At 62.9% G+C, this 22,421-nt stretch carries 19 protein-coding genes; 12 read left to right on the top strand and 7 right to left on the bottom strand.

The genetic code is table 11. The annotated features are described in order from the left end of the window. Positions 1-290: 290 nt before the first annotated feature. From GXP39_07330 to GXP39_07350, 5 genes are all read right to left on the bottom strand, one after another. Entirely contained in the window at positions 291-1,289 is a 999-nt protein-coding gene (locus tag GXP39_07330; protein NOZ27850.1) for an ABC transporter ATP-binding protein, read from the bottom strand. 30 nt (positions 1,290-1,319) lie between these two features. Then, positions 1,320-2,297, bottom strand: a complete 978-nt coding sequence (locus GXP39_07335) for an ABC transporter ATP-binding protein (GenBank protein NOZ27851.1) — start codon at positions 2,295-2,297, stop codon at positions 1,320-1,322. Between the two features lie 29 nt (positions 2,298-2,326). Then, entirely contained in the window at positions 2,327-3,280 is a 954-nt protein-coding gene (locus GXP39_07340) for an ABC transporter permease (protein NOZ27852.1), read from the bottom strand. Between the two features lie 126 nt (positions 3,281-3,406). After that, the gene (locus GXP39_07345) at positions 3,407-4,417 is read right to left on the bottom strand and encodes an ABC transporter permease (protein NOZ27853.1); all 1,011 of its coding nucleotides are present in this window, start codon (positions 4,415-4,417) and stop codon (positions 3,407-3,409) included. Positions 4,418-4,852: 435 nt separating this feature from the next. Beyond that, complete coding sequence (locus GXP39_07350) at positions 4,853-6,709, bottom strand: ABC transporter substrate-binding protein (protein NOZ27854.1); 1,857 nt, start codon at positions 6,707-6,709, stop codon at positions 4,853-4,855. Between the two features lie 599 nt (positions 6,710-7,308). On the opposite strand from GXP39_07350, the gene GXP39_07355 reads away from it, so the two are divergent. The 12 genes from GXP39_07355 (at position 7,309) to tsaD (ending at position 20,741) form a co-directional block, all read left to right on the top strand. Next, complete coding sequence (locus tag GXP39_07355) at positions 7,309-7,833, top strand: HIT domain-containing protein (GenBank protein NOZ27855.1); 525 nt, start codon at positions 7,309-7,311, stop codon at positions 7,831-7,833. Between the two features lie 315 nt (positions 7,834-8,148). Then, positions 8,149-8,679, top strand: coding sequence for an acyltransferase (locus tag GXP39_07360; GenBank protein NOZ27856.1), 531 nt, complete (start codon positions 8,149-8,151; stop codon positions 8,677-8,679). A gap of 364 nt (positions 8,680-9,043) precedes the next feature. Next, the gene (locus GXP39_07365; protein NOZ27857.1) at positions 9,044-9,907 is read left to right on the top strand and encodes a DUF1405 domain-containing protein; all 864 of its coding nucleotides are present in this window, start codon (positions 9,044-9,046) and stop codon (positions 9,905-9,907) included. A gap of 86 nt (positions 9,908-9,993) precedes the next feature. After that, complete coding sequence (locus GXP39_07370; GenBank protein ID NOZ27858.1) at positions 9,994-11,547, top strand: acyl-CoA carboxylase subunit beta; 1,554 nt, start codon at positions 9,994-9,996, stop codon at positions 11,545-11,547. A gap of 64 nt (positions 11,548-11,611) precedes the next feature. Beyond that, the gene (locus GXP39_07375; GenBank protein NOZ27859.1) at positions 11,612-12,118 is read left to right on the top strand and encodes a hypothetical protein; all 507 of its coding nucleotides are present in this window, start codon (positions 11,612-11,614) and stop codon (positions 12,116-12,118) included. A 118-nt stretch (positions 12,119-12,236) separates the two neighbouring features. Continuing rightward, complete coding sequence (gene accC, locus GXP39_07380; protein NOZ27860.1) at positions 12,237-13,742, top strand: acetyl-CoA carboxylase biotin carboxylase subunit; 1,506 nt, start codon at positions 12,237-12,239, stop codon at positions 13,740-13,742. 92 nt (positions 13,743-13,834) lie between these two features. Then, a complete protein-coding gene (locus tag GXP39_07385) occupies positions 13,835-14,236 on the top strand; it encodes an acetyl-CoA carboxylase biotin carboxyl carrier protein subunit (protein NOZ27861.1) in 402 nt (133 codons plus the stop codon). Between the two features lie 160 nt (positions 14,237-14,396). Continuing rightward, positions 14,397-16,058: a methylmalonyl-CoA mutase family protein gene (locus GXP39_07390; GenBank protein NOZ27862.1), complete on the top strand. Its 1,662-nt coding sequence runs from the start codon at positions 14,397-14,399 to the stop codon at positions 16,056-16,058. Positions 16,059-16,104: 46 nt separating this feature from the next. Then, positions 16,105-17,361, top strand: coding sequence for a tetratricopeptide repeat protein (locus GXP39_07395; GenBank protein ID NOZ27863.1), 1,257 nt, complete (start codon positions 16,105-16,107; stop codon positions 17,359-17,361). A 189-nt stretch (positions 17,362-17,550) separates the two neighbouring features. After that, the gene (mce, locus tag GXP39_07400; GenBank protein NOZ27864.1) at positions 17,551-17,949 is read left to right on the top strand and encodes a methylmalonyl-CoA epimerase; all 399 of its coding nucleotides are present in this window, start codon (positions 17,551-17,553) and stop codon (positions 17,947-17,949) included. A gap of 531 nt (positions 17,950-18,480) precedes the next feature. Further along, positions 18,481-19,710, top strand: a complete 1,230-nt coding sequence (locus GXP39_07405) for a LysM peptidoglycan-binding domain-containing protein (GenBank protein NOZ27865.1) — start codon at positions 18,481-18,483, stop codon at positions 19,708-19,710. Beyond that, entirely contained in the window at positions 19,707-20,741 is a 1,035-nt protein-coding gene (gene tsaD / locus GXP39_07410; GenBank protein NOZ27866.1) for a tRNA (adenosine(37)-N6)-threonylcarbamoyltransferase complex transferase subunit TsaD, read from the top strand. Before GXP39_07405 ends, tsaD begins: the two co-directional genes overlap by 4 nt. Before the next feature lie 246 nt (positions 20,742-20,987). Here the strand turns inward: tsaD and GXP39_07415 are convergent, their stop codons facing one another. Beyond that, complete coding sequence (locus GXP39_07415) at positions 20,988-21,398, bottom strand: hypothetical protein (GenBank protein NOZ27867.1); 411 nt, start codon at positions 21,396-21,398, stop codon at positions 20,988-20,990. A gap of 44 nt (positions 21,399-21,442) precedes the next feature. Further along, complete coding sequence (locus GXP39_07420; protein NOZ27868.1) at positions 21,443-22,420, bottom strand: amidohydrolase family protein; 978 nt, start codon at positions 22,418-22,420, stop codon at positions 21,443-21,445. Between the last annotated feature and the right edge of the window lies 1 nt (position 22,421).

Below are 22,421 nucleotides of genomic sequence, written 5' to 3' on the forward strand. Positions count from 1 at the left end.
GAGCTGCGCCGCCGCCACCACCCATTCTCAGGTCCCCCCTCCCAGCGAAGCGGATTGGGGAGGGGGGACGACAGGGGGGTGGGGTGCGTCTGGCCACGTCGTGTGCTGGGGGAAACTGAGAAGATGCGTATACAGACGCGGCATCTTGCCTCGTCCCTGCAGGCGCCATGTATGCCAATATGGACGAGGTCGGGCGGCTGTCCCTGGACGCGCAGCGGGGGCACGTCAATGATGACGCGCCCCCGCGAGCGATCGTTCGTTGTGAAAGAGCCGCTAGAGCCATCCCGATGTCATGCGGGGACCTCTTCCTCCTCATACAGGAAGCAGGCGGCCTCATGTAGATGGCCCTTTACCTTGTAGAGCGGCGGCTTCTCCTTCAGACAGCGGTCCATGTGCTGTGGGCAGCGAGGATAGAAGCGGCATCCGCCGCTGACCTCCCCGCGCATCTGTTCGTCGTCCAGCGAGACCACGGTCTCGCTGCCCCACCGTACCTTCGGATCCGGCACCGGGATGGAGTCGATGAGGAGCTGCACGTAGGGGTGTTTGGGATCCTCGATGACCTCGGTCGTGTCCCCTCGCTCCGCGATGGTCCCCTGGTAGAGGAGATATATCCGGTCGCCGATCTGATAGGCGGTGCTCAAGTCGTGGGTGATGTAGAGGAAGGAGATGTTGTGCTCATCTCGCAGGCGGAGCATGATGTCCAGGATCATGGCTCGCAGGGATGCGTCCACCATGGAGACGGGCTCATCGGCCACGATCAGCCGGGGCTTCAGCAGGTAGGCTCGGGCCACCATCATGCGTTGGCGTTGGCCGCCGCTGAGCTGGTGCGGGTACTTCTCCAGAACCTCCTCCCCGCGCAATCCCACGACGTTCAGGGCTTCCTCGATGAGCTCTCGCGCCTCTTTCTTGTTGCGGGCCAGCTTGAAGTTCTTGATGGCCAGATCGAAAATGTGCTTCACCCGATAGAAGGGGTTGTAGACCGCGTACGGATCCTGGAAGACGGCCTGGACCTCGCGTCGATAGGCCATGCGTTGGTGTTTGTCCATCGTGGCGATGTCGATGCCCTTATACAGGATCTGGCCTGACGTCAGGCCGATGAAGCCCAGGACCAGGTTCGCCAGCGTCGTCTTACCGCTGCCGCTTTCGCCGGCGATGGTGGTGATGGTGGCGGGATGCTCCTCGATGGTCATGTTGAAATCCTGAAGGGCCACCGTGACCTGTCGAGAGCCGAGAAAGCCGCCACCGTAGATTTTCGTCGCGTTGCGGATTTCCAGAAGTGGTTGAGACATAAGGTTCACACCTACCACAGATCGTGTACTTTATTCGTATAGATGACAGCCCACCTCGTGCCTGGTGTCCACCTCATGCAGCGGTGGCTTCTCCTCCCGGCAGATATCCATCACATGAGGACAGCGAAGCTGGAAGATGCAGCCCGGCGGTGGGTTTCGCAGGTCGTGGGTCAGGCCCTCGGTCAACTTGAGCGGCTTGCGCTCCTTGATGGAAGGGATGGATTCGATGAGCAGTTGCGTATAAGGATGCATCGGCTTCTCGAAGATGATCTCAACGGGGGCCACCTCGACGATGTGCCCCGCGTACATGACCGCGATGCGGTCGACCAACTGGGCCTGCAGGCCCATGTCATGGCCGATGAGGATCATCGAAAGGCCAAGGCGTTCCTTCACATCGAGCAGGGTCTGTCCCACGACGCGTTGCACGACCACGTCCAGCGCGCTGGTGGGCTCGTCGGCGATGATGAGTGGAGGATTGAGCGCGATGGCCATGGCGATGCAGACGCGCTGCTTCATACCGCCGCTCAGCTCGTGGGGGTACATGTCGTATACCCGGCTGGGCAGCCCCACCTCGCTGAGCAGCTTTAGAATACGCTCCTTCATTACGGATCGGGGCTGTTTCCCCTCGTGGGTCTCAATGGCATCCGCGATCTGGTCCTTAATCTTCATGACCGGATTCAGGGAGTTCATGGCTCCCTGAGGGATGAGCGCCAGCTTGCGCCAGCGGATACGCCTGAGTTGCCGGTCGTTCAGCGATGTCAGCTCGATGCCGTCTAAGAATACCCGTCCCCCCACGATGCGACCAGGCGGCTGTACCAGGCGCAGGATCGCCATGGCCGCCGTGGTCTTGCCGCAACCGGACTCCCCCACTAGGCCGACGATCTCGCCTGGATAGACTCGGAAGTTGATCCCATCTACTGCGCGTACATCCCCCAGAGGGGTGTCGTAATACACGCGCAGATCCTGCACATCCAAGACGGCTCTATCGTCGGAACCCTCGCTTGGCATATCCCTTTCCTTTACTTCCCAGGTCACTGTCATTGTGGCCGAGCTCCTCTCAGCCTCGGGTTGGCGATCTCATCCAGCCCGATAGTCATCAGGAACAAGCCGCTGAAGATCACGATCAGCGCCGCGATGGGCACGCCCCACCACCACCACATGCCGCGGATGATAGCGGCCGCCCGGATAGCGTAGAAGATGGTCATGCCCAGGGTGGGAACCCGGGTGGGGCCCAAGCCCAGAACCTCCAGACCGGTGGCGGCCAGGATCGCCCCGGATACGTTGCCGGTCAGGCTGGCTGCCAGGTAGGGCAGCAGGTTGGGCATCATCTCCTTGAACATGATATCAAACGCGGAGACGCCGGAGAGCCGCGCCATCTGTACGTAGCCGTGCTCTCGCATGCTGAGCACCTGGGCGCGAATGAGCCGGGTGGGGCCTGGCCAGGCGAAGAGGGCGAGTAGCAATCCCATGTTCTCCACGCTGACCTGGCGCACGTAGGCGGAGATCACGATCAGCACGGCCAGAGAAGGGATGGTGATCACGGAGTCGGAGAGGGTGCGGATCACACTGTCGACCCATCCGCCCATGAAGCCGGCCGTGAACCCCAGGATGATGCCGACCGCCATGCCGATGCCGGCCGCGATCAGGCCGACGCGAAGCGAGCGAGGTGCGCCGACCAGCAGCACCGCCAACATGTCTCGTCCGTTGCTCTCCGTGCCCAGCGGGTGCTCCCAGGTGGGCGTGCCGAAGCGGGTCGCCTCCCCGCCACCGGTAGGCGATTGGCTTTTCTTTTTCGTTTTGAAAGGATTGACACCTGTCAGGGCGCCGGTCGCTCCACTTCCTTCCTCTTGCTTTGTCGTAGTGACATCCGTCGCCTTTTCCTCGACAGCCTCCGTTCGGAATCCCGGCGCCCATGGAGGTGGCAGGTTCAAGGGGGAAGAGCCCACTCGGGCCAGCGTGAGATCCCAGAACTGTCCTCCTACGACGCCCATCAAACCCATCGTAAGCACCATGGCCAAGCCGATCAGAAGCTTGGGGTTCAGCCAGGGTGAATCCCAGCGACTAAGAAAAGATCGTCTTCGCGGAACACTACGTCCAACAGCCGCAGAGGTCATGTATCACCTCTTCTCATATGTAATCCGAGGATCAATGATGGGATAAAGCAAATCGATTAAAAGCACAGCCAGGGCTGTGCCCAGGATGAGCATGAAAACGATGCCCTGGATGAGCGTATAATCAGCATTGACGATGCCCTGATAGAGCAGGTACCCCATGCCTGGATAGGCGAAGATGTACTCCACAAGCACCGAGCCGCCGGCGATGCCGCCTATGTTGAGGGCCAGGGCGGTGACCTGAGGCAGCACGGAGTTGCGAACCCCGTAGCGCCAGAAGATACGGCTCGGGCTTAGTCCCTTGGCCTCGGCCAGGATCATGTAGTCCTCGCCTTCGTTGGTGATCATCATGCCCCGCATGCCGAGGCCCCAGAATCCCATAGAGGTGATGACGATGGAAAGCGCTGGTAGGACGCCATGATGGATAACGCTCTTGATAAAGGGCCAATTCCAGCCGTGTTCCAGGTCGCGCCCAAATGCGCCCGATACGGGGAACCACCGCAGCCAGAAACCGAAGACATAAATGAGCAGAATGCCCAGCATGAAGAAGGGGATCGCGGTGAAGGTGAAGCTCACGGGCAGCAACGCCCTGACGAGCGCGGGAGTGCGCCGCCAGGCCAGCAAGGCCCCGATGGTGTTCCCCACGATAAAGGAGATGATCGTTGAGATGCTCAATAACCCGACGGTCCATGGGAGCGCTCGCGCGATCAGATCCTCCACCTCGCTAGGGAAGGAGGCCAGGGAATATCCCAGGTTCAATGTCAGCATGTTTTGCAGGTATCTGACGTACTGGACATACCATGGACCATCCAGCCCGAATCGGGCGCGCCAGGCCTCAATCATCTGGGCGCTGTCTTCAATATAGCCGGCTTGGTTCAGCAACCGCGAGACCATCGCGGTCACCGGATCGCCAGGGGCCAGACGCGGGATAAGAAAGATCAGTGTCGCCCCCAGCCAGATCGTTAACACGAACATACCCAACCGTTGAATCAGGTATTCTGGTGTCAACCCACGCATTATCAACCTTCTGCTTTAGAGATTTAGTATGCTCTGAGAAAGCTTGTCGCAAAGACGCAGAGCTTGGAAATGGAAGGTTGTGTTTCAGATCCGCTCTACCGGAATCGCCCATGTGGGCAACACAACCCTCTCATGAAGGCAGCCGGCTGGCCACCTCCCCCCCTATATTATTTCATTAAAGCAGGAACAACGCAAGCGTTTTCTGCTGTTTTGTCGTATGTGCCGATCGAGGCAGGTGGTACATTCCCTCAAAAGGGCGCAGCGCCGCTGCGCCCCTTCTTGACGTTAAAAATGGAGATTGGCGATCTGGTGCAAGGGAGTCCCTTCTCGCCAATCTCCAATTGTTGCCTTCTACTCCCCGACACCCAACTCTGGATCGCTGGCGGCTCCGTTGCCAGAGCCGCCAGCGAGTCTAGCCAACAGCTGCATGCCCACTTACTTCTTTGCAGGCTCCAGGTTGTGGATGATGTAGTGGGTATGCTGCCACCACGTGGGCGGATGGATGTAGTCGTTCTCGAAGGTTGGCCAGTTCGTCCAGTAGGTGGTGTCGAAGGGGATGATCTTCCGGGCCTGGGTGATCGGGATGACGGGCAGTTCCTCGAACCAGATCTTCGTGGCCTTGACGAACAGCTCGTCGATCTTGGGGTCACCCAGCGGCAGGGAGCCGATCTCGTCCACGAGCTTGCTGTACTCCTCCGCTGCCGGCCCGGACCAGCGCCACTGATCGCCCGAGGCTCGCTCGCCCACGGGCTTCAGCCAGCGGACGTTGAAGCGGTCCATGGACGCCCACGGCTCGTTGACGGAGCCACAGGTCTGCCAGCCCATGCGCGCTTCGAAGTTACCCGTGTTGAAGTTCTCACCCCAGGTGCCGCCGGCCTCGTTGCGGTTGGTGGCGTTGATGCCGATGCGCTGGAACTGCTCCACCAGGACCTGGGCGATGCGCTGCTTCTCGATGAAGGCCTCGTGGGTGGTGATGTCCAGCGAGAGCTGCTTGCCGTCCTTGTAGTAGTAGCCGTCGTCGCCCAGCTCCCACCCCTTGGACTCGATGATCTGCTTGGCCAGATCGGGATCATGCTTCCAGAGCCGATCCAGATCCCATGCGCCCTGCTCGATGGCCAGATCCACGTAGCGGTCCAGCGGCGGGTAGGCCGGGAAGAAGTGCCGGGACTTCAGGGTCGTGCCCTCGTAGGCGATCTTGACGATCTCATCCCGGTCGATGGCGTAGTTCAGCGCCCACCGCATGTCCTTGTCGTTCCACGGCTCCTTCGTCAGGTTGAGCTCGAAGGTTCGGGAGCAGGGATCGGGCACCCAGGCGTAGGGCAGCTCGTCGAACCAGGTGATGACGTTGGGGTTCTTCTCCTTGAGGGCCAGCAGAGCGCCCAGCGTGATGTCCATCAGGCTGTCCAGCTGTCCGTCCGCCATGAGAGCGGCGCGGGTTTCCTCCGGCCCTGCCCAGGTCCATACCAGCTTCCTCGGCTTGGGCAGCGGCTTCCAGCCGATCTGAGCGCCCCACCAGTTGTCATCCCGGATGTAGACGAACTCGGTCGGGCTGACGCTGACCAGCTTGTAGGGACCCGTGAAGACCGGCCAACCCTTCTCGGGGTCGTAGTTCTTGAAGGTGAGCGGGTCCTTATCCTGCCAGATGTGCTTGGGCACGATGTTGACGCTGCCCCAGATCTTCACGGAGAAGTGGTCCAGCTGGAAGCGCGGGTTGGGTTTCTTCAGGTAGAACTTGACGGTCAGATCGTCAACCTTCTCCACCCGATCCACCCAGGTGTCCATGGCCGCCGACCAGTTCAGCTCAGGAGCATTGTCGAGCAGCATCTGGATGGTGAACACGACATCGTCGGCGGTGAAGGGCTCCCCGTCGCTCCACTTGACCCCGTCACGGAGCTTGAGCGTCCACTCGTCCATCGCGTCGTTGTGGGTCATGCTCTCGCCCAGCCAGGGCATGATCTCGCCCGTCTGGTAGTTGAGGATGAAGAGGGGCTCCATCACGGCCTGGTGGAAGCCGTTGTCGCCACGCCAGCCAGGGACGTAGGGATTCCACAGCTCGGGATCCACGACGCGGCCACCGTCGATATCGAAGATGAGGGTCTCCTCTCGGGGAATCTCCTCCGGACCAGCGGCCGGCTTCTCTTCCGGCGGCGGGGCCTTTTCCTCAGCTGCCGGCTTCTCCTCGGCCGCGGGAGCCGCTGGGGCTGGCGCTGCGGGCGCACAAGCCGCGAGGACAAGCGTCAGGATCATGAGCACGGCTATGAGGTACTGTGCCCGATGCTTTACGGCTGACATGAAACTTCCCTCCTTGTGGTGTGTTGATCTGCGGGGGTAAACCTACCGCGTTTCCGATGTAAACGATAAGGTGGTTCCCTTAGGAGACGGAAGTATGATCGTTGGCCTCCTTGCGCATCACCTCCTTTCCTGGTTTGAGGTGCCGGAATCGAGAGGGCGTTTGGAGAGTGCGTGCTCGACTCCGAGATAATCAGGGCACACGGCCCTAAGCGAGAGTTGCTGCTAGAATCGCTGTGAGGGTTGAATCAGATGAATCAGTGACGATTGTATTTCGCCCGAGATTCAGAGGTCCTTGAGAGGTTCTCATAACCAACGTTAGTTTAACACGTGAGTACATAGAAGTCAAGACTACATTGCTTGCGAGGGAGGATAAAAATGGCACTTTGGGCTTTCTTTTGTCTTCAGCCAGAACAAAGTCCCCCCTAAAAATGCTGTACCTGCTCCCGATAAGTATAACCAATATGGTGGAAACAGCCCATGATGCCCGTCACAGGCCCTCGGTGGTGGTGCGGAGGGGCCTCCCCGCTCTCAATGTGATTGCTCCCGCGTGCAAGTGGTGGTAGAATGCCCCTGCAATCCAATGTGTGGGCAAAGGTGAAATGGATCGGCTATGGACCCCCTGGCGGATGCCTTATCTGGTCAGCGACAAACAGGCGGAGGGATGCGTTTTCTGTCAAAAGGTGCAATCCGATGATGATCGGGCGGCTCACGTCTTGATGCGAGGCCGGCACGGGTTTGTGACGCTGAACCTCTACCCGTATAACAATGGCCACCTGCTGGTGCTGCCGTACGCGCACGTGCCGAGTGTGGAGGACTTGCCGCCCGAGACGCTGACGGAATTGATGTTGTTGGTGAATCACAGTTTGACCGTCCTGCGATTTGCTTTCCATCCTCATGGCTTCAATCTGGGCGTGAACCTGGGCAAAGTGGCCGGCGCCGGGATTGATGACCATGTTCACATCCACATCGTGCCGCGCTGGGAGGCCGATACGAATTTCATGCCCATCGTCGCCAAGACGCGGGTGATCCCGGAATGGATCGATGACACGTATGAGCGTCTGGCGAGGGCGTTACACAAGCTGGTGGCCGATGGCCGCCTGCCCGACCTCACGGCGGACGGGTAAGGTCAGGCGCTTCCCTGCGGTGCTCACCCCCCTCATTTGACATGCCGAGATCTCGTCGGTGTGCCAGCGTTGCCCATTTTCCGTCGCCATGTCGTAGTGGGGTGTGCAGCCGCTCATGAGCGCTGTTCTCTGCTCCCCCCTGTGGGGCATACGGCTGAGGATTGCCCTCAAACGCCTGCCGGTGAAATTTCCGATACGCTCTACGGCTGGGCCTCAAAAGCGCCTGGGGGACCAGAGGACTGAGAGCCGCCGAGGGACGTATCTGGCTCCCGAGATCGCAGAGCCATCGTAACTCTGTGAGTGATCGTCGGTTATATGTGCATAGAGAGCCCAAAAAATCCAAAGAAAAACGCTACGTCATCCCATCGACGCGATCGACTGAGCGTGCATCCCAGCGATGGCCCCTGGAACTCGTTGCAGTACATCTGGCGGCATGTGAACCCGTTGCGGGTGGTCCGTAATTTCCTGATCATTTACATGTGCCGGTTCATCCCCTGGTTGGGTTTGAAGAACCGGCTTTACCGACTCACGGGGATGAGGGTGGGAGACCACACCTCGATCGCCTTGATGGTGATGATGGATGTGTTCTTCCCGGAGGAGATCTCCATAGGGGCCGACACGATCATCGGGTACAACACGACCATCCTGGGGCATGAGTACCTGCGGCGCGAGTGGCGACGCGGCCCCGTGGTGATCGGCGACCGTGTGACGATCGGGGCCAACTGCACGATCCTGCCCGGTGTGGTCATTGGGGATGATGCCGTGGTCTCGGCGATGAGCCTGGTCAATCGTGACGTGCCTCCGGGAGCCCGGGTTGGCGGGGTGCCCATTCGCCCGCTGGCTTGAGGGGCGCGTCGCCGTCGGCTGGCGATGGTGGGGCGGCCCTGCCGCTGGAGAAACCGGGGATGGCGTGGTCAAGGAGCTCGTTTAAGTTCTTAGAGTGTGCCTGAGAAATGCCGTTGCTTCTGCCGTGGGGAGGCCCGGAGGGGCGGAGCCCCTCCGGAAAAAGCCCTTCTCCTGCCTTCGACCTGCCTGGCCTTGGCCCAAGTCCTTCGGGAAGGGCCGAGAGAGGCAGGTACAGGCCGGAAAAGTGGGATTTCCGTGGAGGAGAGATCCCTTCCACACCTCCCCTGTGGATCTGGTCGTTGAGGGAGCCCCCTCAGACATCTTGCCGGTAAGTTTTCAGGCACGCTCTTAGGGGAGAGAGAACGTGGTGCGGGAGGTTCAGATCGGGCGGGTGATCGCCTGGTTGCAGCGGCTGCTCCGACTCCCCCCTGTCATGGCGGCGGTCCTGATCGCCGATATGACGGGCTTTGTGTGGGGGATCCTGTACTGGTATGGGCGGCAGCTGCCGGGGACGCCCGTCTGGTCGTGGCCTTTCATCCCGGATTGTCCGCTTTTCGGACTGGTGGGAGGGTTGGCCCTGCTGCTGGTGGTGGCGCAGGACGCGTCCCCACGGGCGCGTTCCTGGATGCGGGCGGCGTTGTGGATTGTGGGCGCATCCTCCCTGGTGGCGATGGGCGTGGCGGCATGGGCTGGCGGACGGGCTTCCCCTTTGCTGTGGGCGCGCTGGATCGCCGCCTACGAGGGGATGTGGGCGCTGCTGGGTGGCCTGTGCCTGATCACCGCGGCGGTCTGGAATCGGGTGCCCAACGAGTGGTTGAGCATCGCGGCCATGGGGCAGATCAAATACGGGCTGTGGACCGTGTTCGCCTGGGTGGTATTCTGGTGGAACACCCGGGGGTTCGTCACCTTTGAGAGCGTCTTTATGACGGTCACCCACATGGCCATGATCGCCCAGGGGATGATGCTGTTCACGTATTACCGGCCGTCGCGGCGCGGCGCGCTGGTGGCTGGCGGCTGGTTCCTGTTGAGTGATTTCGTGGACTATGGGCTGGGATACTACCCGCGGCTGCCCCGGCAGGTGCCCGTCTCTGTGATGCAGTGGCATACCATCCCGGTCACGTTCATCCTGACCGCCGCGTTTTGGCGGCTGTCCCGATGGCGTGACTGGCCGGGCGTGTGGGCCCGATGGGGGACGGCCTCCTCGGCGGCCCGGGCATCGCGCACGTGAGGACGCGCCTTCGTCAATGTGAAACGGGAAGATCATCGGCTTTTCAGATTTCGTGAGTGAGACATGAGACTATTGAAGGAGGGCGCATTTTGAGCGTCAATCCGAAGATTCAGCGCCTGCGCGAGCTGAAGGCCCAGGCAAAGCTGGGCGGCGGCGTGCAGCGCATTGAGCAGCAACACGCTAAGGGAAAGCTGACCGCTCGAGAGCGATTGGATCTGCTGCTGGATAAGGGCAGCTTCCGGGAGTTGGACGCGTTCGTCGTACATCGCAGCCATGACTTTGGGCTCGATAAGCAGCGCATCCTGGGGGACGGGGTGGTGACCGGCTATGGCACCGTGGATAACCGGCTGGTCTTCGTCTACGCGGATGATTTCACCGTCTTCGGCGGGTCCCTTTCGGAGGCTCACGCGGAGAAGATCTGCAAGGTGATGGATCTCGCGATGAAGAACGGCGCCCCCTTTATCGGCCTGAACGACTCGGGTGGGGCCCGTATCCAGGAGGGGGTCGTCTCGCTGGCCAGCTACGCGGAGATCTTCCTGCGGAACACGCTGGCGTCGGGCGTGATCCCCCAGATCAGTGTCATCATGGGGCCCTGTGCGGGCGGCGCCGTGTACTCTCCGGCGTTGATGGATTTCATCATCATGGTGAAGGGCACCAGCTATATGTTCGTCACCGGGCCGGAGGTGGTCAAGGCTGTCACCCATGAGGACGTCACCTTTGAGGAGCTGGGTGGAGCTTACGTCCACGCGAGCACCAGCGGCGTGGCGCATTTCATCGCGGATAGCGAGGAGGATGCCTTCTTCATCCTGCAGAAACTCCTCAGCTTCCTGCCGCAGAACAACCTGGAGGACCCGCCGTACGTGCCCCCCACCGATGACCCGCTGCGCATGGACGAGGAGCTGAACGACATCATCCCGGACCAGCCCAATCGCGCCTACGACATGAAAGAGGTGATCCGCCGGGTGGTGGACGATGGCTATCTCCTGGAGGTGCAGGAGCATTTCGCCCAGAACATCATCGTCGGCTTCGCTCGTCTGGGAGGGCACTCCGTCGGCATCGTGGCCCAGCAGCCGACGGTCCTGGCCGGCGTTCTGGACATCGACGCCAGCACGAAGGCTGCTCGCTTCGTGCGCTTCTGCGATTGTTTCAACATCCCCCTGGTCACCTTTGAGGATGTGCCCGGCTTCATGCCGGGGATCTCTCAGGAGCATGGCGGGATCATCCGACATGGCGCCAAGCTGCTGTACGCGTATGCCGAGGCCACGGTGCCCAAGCTGACGGTGATCACCCGGAAATCGTATGGTGGGGCGTATTGCGTTATGTCGCCCAAGGCGTTGCGGGGCGACATCAACCTGGCGTGGCCGACCGCCGAGATCGCGGTGATGGGGCCTGAGGCTGCGGTCAACATCATCTTCAAGCGGGAGATCGCGGCTGCCGAGGATCCAGAGGCCGAGCGGGAGCGGCTGGTGGCCGAGTATCGGGCGAGGTTCGCGAACCCCTACGTTGCCGCGGCCCGTGGCTACCTGGACGATGTGATCGAGCCGCGCGAGACCCGGCCGCGACTCATCAACGCGTTGGAGATGCTTCAGAACAAACGGGATAGCAATCCACCGAAGAAGCATGGGAACATCCCGCTGTAGCCTCCTCTAGGGGCGGGCTCGTATGCTGGACGCCACGCGGGGCTTACGGTTTGAGAGGTGGCCGATGATCGATCTGGAAGGCCGTGTACGTGCGATGCGGACGTTCCTGTGGTTCTTCCGCTGCGGGGTGATCCTCTATGCGGTCATTGGGCTGCTCATCTACAAGGCCAGCGGACATCCCGCGGGGTTCGTAAACCTGCCGGGGCCGACCTACCTGCTGGTGGCGATGATCCTGGTCGCGATGGCGACGGCCGCGGTGGGGTTCCTGACGTTTTTCCTTCCGGCGCGTCTGACGGACCCGGAGCGGCTGGTGCGCCTCCCGGGAATGAATCGGCTATCGGCCGTGGTGGCTCAGCTTCAGCGGGCCTTCATGATCTCGGTCAGCGGGGCGAACACGGTGGCTGTGTTGGGGTTGGTGCTCTTCCTGCTGAACGGGAGGATCCTGGACCTGTTCGGCTTCACGGTGGCCGCTTTGGCCGTGCTGGCCGTGACGACGCCTCAACGGGATCACTGGGAGGAGATCGTGCGGATCGTGCGCGCCCGTCGCTCCGATTGGACCGATGTCTGGTAAGAGGTAAAATATTATTGTTTCTGCTGAAGGATAGTCAGGGTGGATCGGCTGAGGGAACGCCTGGATGTTGGGTGGGGAACATCATCATTCATCTGCTGGCGGATAGGAAATCAACGACATGTTCCGTAAAGTTCTGATCGCGAATCGCGGCGAGATCGCCGTTCGTATTATCCGTGCCTGTGAAGAGCGAGGGTTGCGAACCGTCGCCGTGTATTCGGAGGCGGACCGCCACGCGCTGCACGTGCGTCGCGCCAATGAGGCCTACTGCATCGGCCCGGCGCCGGCCTCGGAGAGCTATCTGCGCATCGATCGCATCCTGGAAGTCGCGCGGCGCTCCGGCGCGGAGGCGATCCACCCCGGATATGGCTTCCTGGCCGAGAATCCAGCCTTCGCCCGGGCGTGCGCGGACGCCGGGGTGACCTTTGTGGGGCCGCCGCCGGAGGCCATCGCCGCGATGGGGGATAAGGTGGCGGCGCGAAGGCGGATGCGGGAGGCCGGGATCCCGGTGGTCCCGGGCACCGAGGACGAGTTGTCGGATCGGGAGCTGATCGCGGCGGCCGACGACCTGGGGTACCCCGTGATGGTCAAGGCGACCGCCGGCGGGGGCGGCAAGGGGATGCGCCTGGTCCGCCGGCCGGAGGATCTCCCCAGCGCCCTGGAGAGCGCGCGTCGGGAGGCGAAGGCCGCGTTCGGCGACGATCGCATCTACCTGGAGAAGGTGATCGAGAGCGCCCGGCACGTGGAGATCCAGATCCTGGCGGACACCCACGGCAATGTGATCCACCTGGGCGAGCGCGAGTGCTCCATCCAACGTCGCCATCAGAAGCTGATCGAGGAGGCTCCCTCCATCGCCGTGGATGCCGAGCTGCGACAGCGCATGGGGGCCGTGGCCGTCCAGGCCGCCCGCGCGGTGGGGTATGTCAACGCCGGGACCATCGAGTTCCTGTTGGACCGGGAGGGCAATTTCTACTTCCTGGAGATGAACACCCGGTTACAGGTGGAGCATCCCGTCACGGAGATGGTGACCGGCGTGGACATCGTCAAGGAACAGCTGGCCATCGCGTCGGGGCGCCGTATGCGGTATCGGCAGGAGGATATCGTCCCGAAGGGGTGGGCCATCGAGTGCCGCATCACGGCGGAGGACCCGTACAACGGCTTCCTGCCGTCCACGGGGCGCGTTGTGATGCTGCAGGAGCCGACGGGGCCGGGCGTGCGCGTCGAGAGCGGCATTTATGAGGGGTTTGAGGTCACCTTCCATTACGATCCCATGATCGCCAAGCTCATCGTGTGGGGGGAGACGCGGGCGGAGGCGATCCTGCGCATGCGCCGCGCGCTACGGGAATATCGGATCGGCGGGATCCAGACCTCGATCCCGTTCCACCAGAAGATCATGGATCACACCGAGTTCCTCTGGGGCACCTTCGACACGGAGTTCCTGGAGCGGCGCATGGGAGGCCGATTGGTGGCGCGCCCGGACATCGAGGAGTGGGAGCGCATTGCCGCCATCGCGGCTACATTGGTGGCCCACGAGCGCGGCCGCCGGGCGATCATCCTGAGCCGCGCCCGGAACGGCAACCGCTCGCCCTGGAAGCAGGCGGCTCGCATTGAGGCGTTGCGACGATGAGATACGTGGCGACGATTCAAGGGCGCGAGTTCATCATCGACGTGGAGGACGAGCGACACGTCGTCGTGAACGGACAGGCGCTGGAAGTGGATATGCAGCGCATTGAGGCCTCGCAGCTTTACTCCCTCCTGGTGGATCACGTCTCTCACGAGGTTGCCGTGGAGGAGGCCGGGCACTGCTTCCGGGTCATGTTGCATGGGGAGCTGTTCGAGGTCCGGGTGGAGGACGAGCGGACACGGCGGCTGACTCGCGCCGGGCATCAGTTGCCGCCGTTTGGCGGCGAGATCCCGGTTCGGGCTCCCATCCCCGGCATGGTCACCCGCGTTTTGGTAGAGCAGGGGCAGAAGGTGTCCGCCGGGCAGGCGGTGGTCCTGCTGGAGGCCATGAAGATGGAGAATGAGATCCGGGCCCCGCGGGAGGGAACGGTCGCGCGCGTGGCGGTGGAGCCGGGTCAGACCGTGGAGCAGGGCCATCTGCTGGTGACGATCCACTGACGGCTCGTATCCCCGCAGGGGGCGAGCCGTCGTTTTCTGCTGGGGATGTTTGTCCTCTCCTTTCCGTTGGCAGGCGCCTCTTTATCGGATGTTGCGGCGCGCCCTGCCGGCCCCGTCGGCGGGGAGAAGAGTTCGAGGTTCCGTGTGCTGGGGAGTGTCCATGAGCGAGCTTTCGAAACGCAAGGCGGAATGGGAGCAGACGACTCTGCAACGAGCGTTGCAGCGCGCTCCGGAGCGACGACCTCAGTTTGAGACGCCTTCCGGCATTCCCGTGGATCCTCTTTATACCCCCGAGGATGTGGACCTCGATTACCTGCGCGATCTGGGATTCCCCGGGGAGTATCCGTTCACGCGCGGCGTGCAGCCGACCATGTACCGCGGCCGGTTGTGGACCATGCGCCAGTACGCGGGATACGCCACGGCGGAGGAGTCCAATCGCCGCTATCGCTATCTGTTGGAGCAGGGACAGACCGGGCTCTCCGTGGCGTTTGATCTGCCCACCCAGATGGGATACGACGCCGATCACCCCTTGGTGCAGGGGGAGGTGGGCAAGGTGGGCGTGGCGATCTCGTCCCTGGCAGACATGGAGACGCTGTTGGAGGGGATCCCGCTGGATCGGGTGAGCATCTCCATGACCATCAACGCCCCGGCGGCGATCCTGCTGGCGATGGTCATCGCCGTGGCGAAGAAGCAGGGCGTGTCCCTGGAGCGGTTGCGGGGCACGGTGCAGAACGACATCTTGAAGGAATACGTGGCGCGCGGGACCTATATCTTCCCGCCGGAGCCGTCATTGCGATTGACGGTGGACCTGTTCCGCTTCTGCGCGCGTCACGTGCCGCGTTGGAACACCATCTCCATCAGCGGATACCACCTGCGGGAGGCGGGATGCACGGCCGTGCAGGAGGTAGCCTTCACCCTGGCCAATGCCATCGAATACGTGCAGGCGGCCATCGGGGCGGGGCTGAACGTCGACGATTTCGCCGGGCGCCTGTCCTTCTTCTTCAACGCGCACAACAACTTCTTCGAGGAGATCGCCAAGTTCCGGGCGGCGCGACGCATGTGGGCCCGCATCATGCGGGAGCGGTTCGGCGCCCAGCGTCCCCGCTCGTGGCAGTTGCGCTTCCACACCCAGACGGGGGGTTCCACCCTCACCGCTCAGCAGGTGGACAATAACATCGTGCGGGTGACCATCCAGGCGCTGGCTGCCGTGTTGGGAGGGACCCAATCCCTGCATACTAACTCCAAGGATGAGGCGCTCTCCCTGCCCACGGAAGAGTCCGTTCAACTGGCGTTGCGCACCCAGCAGATCATCGCCTATGAGTCCGGGGTGGCCGACGTGGTGGACCCGTTGGCGGGCTCCTACTTCGTGGAGTATCTGACCAGCGAGATCGAGAAGCGGGCTCTCGAGTACATCGCGAAGATCGACGAGATGGGGGGCGCGCTGCGGGCCATCGAGCGGGGATACATCCAGCGGGAGATTCAGGAGGCCGCCTACCGCACGCAGCAGGCGATCGAGCGTGGGGAGCAGGTCGTGGTGGGGGTAAACCGGTTCGTCACCGAGGCGGAGCCGCCGGCGGAGATCCTGCGCGTGGATGAGGAGGTGCAAGCCGCGCAGGTCCGGCGGTTGCAGCAGGTGCGGGCCAGCCGGGATCATCATAAGGTGGCCGAGCTGTTGGGACAGCTGGAGGCCGCCGCCCGGCAGCCGGATGCCGAGCTGATGCCCCTGTTCGTGGAGTGTGTGGAGCACTACGTTACGCTGGGCGAGATCTGTGATGTGCTCCGTCGCGTGTTCGGCGAGTACCATCCCGAGATGTGGGTGTAGAACGGGCCTCTGATGAGGCAGGGTTGCGCATCAGAAGGGGAGTTCCATGGACATCTCGTTGCTGGTTACCATCCTCGTCATCTTCGCCGCTGCGCTGTTGGGCTCGTACTTGCGCTCCATTCAGCGCGACCGGTGCCTGAAGTCCTTTGACGGGTTTCACATCTTCGTCGAGATGAAGGATGGTCGCATGATATGGGGCACCATGTCCCTGGAATCGACGGGGATGGAGCTGTTGTATCGGGATAGCGTGCATGATGAGCAGCACATTGAGACCAGCTACATCCTGTATCGGGACGAGTACGGGAATATTCAGGCGATTTATCGCTATACCGACCAGCTGACGCCGGAGAACATCGAACGGCGCAATCGGGATCTGGAGCGCAGCTTCCACCCGGGCCTGTTCCGGCGCCTGGGGCGCAAAACCCGTGACTTCATCAACACGGCCAGCGACTCCGTCAACGAGGCGTTGAACCTGGTATTGGGCCGCGTGCGCGCTCCTACCGTCCCGGTTATCACGGATACCAGCCAGAAGTACCTGACCCAGGTGGGGAAGAACATCATCGGCTACGTCGGCACCCGCTACGATCCCCTGTTGGAGCGATACGTGGGAAGCCGGGTGGTCATCGAAGTGGTCGAGGGGGATACGGTAAACGAGTACGTGGGCGTCTTCAAAGAGTATTCCTCCGATTTCCTGGAGCTGTTGGACGTCTTCCACCCGGAGAAACACACCATTACCGTATCACGGGAGGAGCCGGAGAAGGCTCGTAGCGATGTGGAGATCCGGTTGGAGGGGCCACATCTCACCCTATCCAATCATCACGCTCAGCCGGTGTTGCTGGAGCGGCTGATGTACGGGGAGGATGAGAGGGCGCTAAATGTGGTTCTGGACCCTGGACAGGATGTGACGCTCACCCTGGAGGGGGAGGTTGAGGCGGTTCAGGTGGAGTTCAAGGTGGTGCGCAGCGTGGACATGATCGTGCCGCGAGCGCACGCGTTGGTGCGCCACCGGGCCGAGCGGTATGATCCCGAGCGCTTCTTTGACATCGGCGTCTCGCTTCGCTGGACTAGCGAGGCCGCGCGGCGGGAGCAGCGGCTGCGCCGTCTGCTCGCCCAGGACCCGACGGACGCCGCGTCGGCCACCGCGCTGGCGGGCCTGCTGATTCAGCGTGGGGAGTGGGAGGAGGCGCGCCGCTGGCTGGAGCAGGCGCTCATGTACAGCGACAAGTTGCTCGATCACGGCAAGCGGGCCCGGCAGCAATTGCAGCGGGTGGAGAACGAACTTCAGGCCATGAAGCGGAGCTGATGGAGGGGGCATCGGGGGCCTAGACGATCCGCCCGCAGGCTGGAGGCGGGCAAGCCGACGGCTGGCTGAGTTCTCACGCCCGGTCAATGGCAGGATGGAAGCGCTCGCCCTTATCCCTTTGCGCAGGCTGGGGCCGGTTCCCGTGCGAAGGTCTGTAGATCGACGGGTAGAGCATACTCAGGAGCGGCGATGATTCGACGTATCGATCATGTGGCGATCGTGGTCAACGATATCGAGGCGGCCTTGCGCATCTATCGGGACGCGCTGGGCCTGACGCTCGACCATGTGGAGACGATCCCCGAACAGGATGTGAAGATCGCCTTTCTGCCCGCGGGGGACTCGGAGATCGAGCTGTTGGAGCCGATCCATCCCGATTCCGGCGTGGCGAAGTTCCTGGCGAAGCGCGGCGAGGGGATGCATCACATCTGTCTGGAGGTGGATGACATCGAGGCGGCGCTGGAGGCGCTGGAGGCCAGCGGCGTGGATCTCATCGATCGGACGCCGCGTCGCGGCGCCCATGGCCGCGTGGCGTTCATTCATCCGAAGGGAGCCCACGGGGTGCTGATTGAGCTGCTAGAGCGCACCTGATCCCATGGCGCGGACCGCGGATGGCGCCCTCCCGTCCACGCACCGCTTCACGGCGTCGCGCTGCGTGCGGCGCGTTCGCGATCGTGTACGCCTTTCGAGGGTGCGTGGTCGCGACCGCCGTAATGTGGGGGCAGCCCCCAGAGCGCCCCATTCGCATCAACTGAACAGCATGAGCGAGGCCCCCGCCTGTCGCTTTTTCCCTCCACGGGCGGTGGCACCTGAAAGGGGAGGTGCGGAGGGGAAGCCCCTCCGCAGAAAAACTCTTTTTCTCGCCTTTTACCTGCCTGGTTGGGGCTTTGGCCGGTGTGGCCTCCGGCCCCACGGGGCAGGTGAGGGGCTGAACATAGAGTTCTTCGGAGGGGCGGCCGCTCCTCCGATCCACCCCAGAGATGCGGGGCCACGCTTCCATATCGCTTAAGTTGATACCAATGGGGCAGCCCCCAAAGCGCCCCGCCCTCTTTCCACCGAGAGAGATACGTTGCCGAGTGGGGAATGCTTACATAACAAATACAATCGGAAGTGAGGGATACCATGACTCGCTCTCGACTGGTCGTGATCGCGTTCTTCCTGGCCTGGGCGCTCCTGCTGGCGGGGCTTCCGATGGCGGGGGCAGCCACCGGCTCCGATGGGGTCTCGTACATCGTGCATCCGGGCGATACGCTTTATCAGATCGCCCTGACGCATGGGGTCACCGTGCGGGAGTTGGTCTCCGCCAATCGCATTCCCAATCCCAACCGGATCTATGTGGGGCAGATGTTGCATATCCCCAGCGCGTCGCCGGCGATCGTCCTGACGCAGCCGGCCCCGGACGCCCGGGTGTCGCCGCCTATCCTGGTGAGCGGGCGCGCCAACACCTTCGAGGGGAAGGTGTATATCCGCGTGCTGGATCGGTATTTCCGATCTGTGGGGACGGCGACAGCCCTCGCCGCCATGGGGGAGTATAAGCCGTTCCAGGTGGAGGTGTCCTACTCGGTTCCCTACTCCCAGTGGGGGTACATCGATGTGTATTGGGTCAGCCCCAGGGATGGGAGCGAGCGTGACAAGGTGACCGTTCGGGTCTACCTGAACAAGGCCGCGGTGACGCCTACCGCTACGCCTGTGCCATCCCCCAGCCCGACGCCGTCAGCCACACCCGGCCCCGTCACGGCCATCACCTATCACGTACATCCCGGGGATACGCTGTATCGCATCGCGAAGGGGCACGACGTGTCCGTGTCGGATATCGTGCGGGAGAACGGGATCCGCAACCCCAACCTGATCTTCATCGGCCAGACGCTGAAGATCTCCAGCGAGCATCCTGGCGTCCTGTTAACCGCCCCGGTTACAGGACAGGAGGTGAGCAGCCCCATCACGGTGACCGGCCGATCTGATACGTTTGAGGGCAATGTCGTCGTGGATATATTGGACTATCTGTTCCGGCGTGTCGGCACGGCGACAACGATGGGAGGCTCGTTCGGATCCTATGCTCCCTTTACGGCTACCGTGTCCTACAGCGGCATCTCCTGGCCCCAGTGGGGATATGTGGAGGCTTATTGGCGGAGCCCCGAGGATGGATCAAAGCTGGATGCGGTGACCGCACGTGTGCGTCTCAACCCGGCCGAGGGCGCCCCGTCGGAGGCCCGCTATCATCGGGTGCGCTGGGGGGAGACGCTATACGGCATCGCCCGTCGATATGGGGTTACGGTTCGGCAGATCGCGGAGGCCAATGGCATCCGCAACATACATCGGATCTATGCAGGACAGCGACTGGTTATCCCATGACGCTGATTTTAGGCATCGAGACCTCTTGTGATGAGACGGCGGCGGCCGTGCTGGCGGATGGTCGCCGCCTCCTATCGAACGTGGTCGCCTCTCAGATCGATTTGCACCGCCGGTATGGAGGGGTCTTCCCGGAGGTGGCCTCGCGTCAGCACGTGCTCGCCATCCGCCCGGTGATCGAGCAGGCGTTGACGGAGGCTCGGGTGGCCTGGGACGATCTTACGGCCGTGGCGGTGACGTATGGCCCCGGCCTGGCAGGCTCCCTGCTGGTGGGGGTCAACGTGGCCAAAGGGGTTGCCTGGGGACGCGGCCTGCCGTTGGTCGCCATCAACCACCTGGAGGGTCACATCTACTCCAGCTGGCTGGACCCCGTGCGGCCGGGCGAGCCGCCTTATCAGGGGCCACGGCTGAGCGAGGACGACTTCCCTATCCTGGTGCTGGTGGTGTCCGGCGGCCATACGGAGCTGCTGGTCATGGAGGGACATGGGCGATATCGGCGGCTGGGAGGCACCCTGGACGACGCAGCCGGGGAGGCGTTCGACAAGGTGGCTCGTCTGTTGGGGCTGCCGTATCCGGGCGGGCCGGCCATCCAGCGGGCTGCCGTGGATGGGGATCCCGAACGGTTTTCCCTGCCACGGGCGTTGCTCGATGCGCCGGATCACCGATATGATTTCTCCTTTAGCGGGCTGAAGACGGCGGTCCTGCGCCTGGTGCGTGAGCTGGGGGATCCGGTGCCGGTTGCCGATGTGGCGGCCAGCTTCCAGGCGGCCGTGGTGGATGTGCTGGTTTCGAAAACGATCCGGGCGGCGGAGGATTGTGGAGCCCGCCATGTGTGCGTGTGTGGCGGGGTGGCCGCCAACCGCGCGTTGCGTGATGAGCTGGCGAGGCGGATGACGCTGCCGTACTCCATCCCCCCCATCTGGCTGTGCACCGACAACGCGGCCATGATCGCCTGCGCCGGCCACTATCGCTTCCTGGCCGGGGAGCGGGCGGGCTGGGACGTGGACGTGGTGGCCTCCGCCCGCCTGGCCTGATGGCAGACCCTGCCGGCGCCCTCGCGAGCCCGCTGTTGTCATGCGTATCTGGTAGAGAAGCCGGATGAAACTTCAACAGCAGGCCGGGCTCCCATGCCCGGCTTGCTGTTCGGTTGCCTGCATGGGGATCTGGAAGTGCCTGTCCCGGGCAGAGGCGATTCATGAATCGCCTCTGCCCGCCCGTTTTTGGCGAAGGAGGGCCCTCCATACCACTCCGGTGAAGGTTTGGGCCGCCCGGGGGTGCCCTCAGAAGGCTTTCCACACCTTGGCCAGGCTCTCCCCGTACACGCTCAGCTCCCACTCGCAGAAATATCCAAAGGGTGTGATCCACACCTGATAGCCGGTAGCGCGTAGCCGGTCGGCCAGCTCCTCCAGGAAGGCCTGGGCGAACTCGGGCGAGGCGTTGGCGTCCGCCAGGTGGGTGAAGCTGTGCAGGACCACGTTCCGCAAGCCGCGCTTGTTGGCCAGCCACTTCACGTTTTTGAGCGCGCGTCGAAAAACTCGGGCCCGGTCGTCCTCATCGGCCGGCTCGGCATGCAGGAAGATCACGGCCGCGTCGTGGACCTCCACCTCCTGGTCTTGGTCGGGCACCTCCGGCAGCGTCTTGGAGAACGGCTTCCACCAGAAGCGGCGCGCTTGAAACATGAGCAACTTCATCATAGGCCTCCCATGGTCGTGGTGCCTGGGGGATCGACGGCGGCTCAGCGCCAGACCGATCGAAAGACGCGCAGCCAGTTGCCCCCGAGAACCTTCTCCACATCCTCAGTGGTGCAGCCACGTGCCAGCAATCCCTCCCCGATCTTGTGGACGTCCTGGACGGAGGTGAGCCCGTGGGGGAGCGGCGCCGTGAACCCGTCGAGGTCGGATCCGAGCGCGACGTGGTCCGGTCCCATCACCTGGATCATGTGCATGATATGATCCAGAAACTGTTCCAGCGTCGCCTCCTCGGGATCTTCGTTGATGAAGTGGGGCACGAAAGTGGCGCCCACGACGCCCCCCGTCTCCGCGATGCGCTGAAGCTGCTCGTCCGTCAGGTTTCGAGGGTGATCACACAGCGCCCGGGCGTTGGCGTGGGAGGCGATGACCGGCTGGGCGCTTATCTCAAGCACGTCACGTACGCCGGGAGGGGCCAGATGGGCCACGTCGACCACGATCCCCAGCTCGTGGCAGGTCTCCACCACCCGCACGCCGAAGGGGGTGAGCCCGCCGTTCGTCCGCTGGGCGTCCAGGCCGTCGGCGGCCGCGTTGCGGCGGTTCCAGGTCAACCCTAGCATGCGCAATCCGAGCCGGTGGAAGATGTGCAACAGCTCCAGGGAGCCGTCCAGGGGCTCGGCTCCCTCCATGCTCACGATCGCGGCCACGCGGCCGTCGGTGTAGGCGGCCTCGATCTCCGCGGCCGACCGGGCCAGCGTCAGGCGCCCATCGGAGTGGTCGATGGCCGTGTAGAGGTGATCCAGCAAGCGCAAGGCGTATGCGGTGGGCGCGAGGGCGGCGTATGGGTCGGGCACGAAAAGGGCGAAGACCTGGGCGGTGATGCCCGCCTCTTGCAGCCGCGGGAGATCGATGTGCCCCTGGTCGGAGCGCTCGAGTAAGGAGCGATCGCCCTTGGCGACCGCGAGCAACGTGTCGCAGTGAGCGTCTATGATCAAGGTGGGTGGATAAGGGGTTGTGATGTCCATG

The sequence above is a fragment of the Chloroflexota bacterium genome (assembly GCA_013152435.1).
Lineage (GTDB): Bacteria > Chloroflexota > Anaerolineae > DUEN01 > DUEN01 > DUEN01.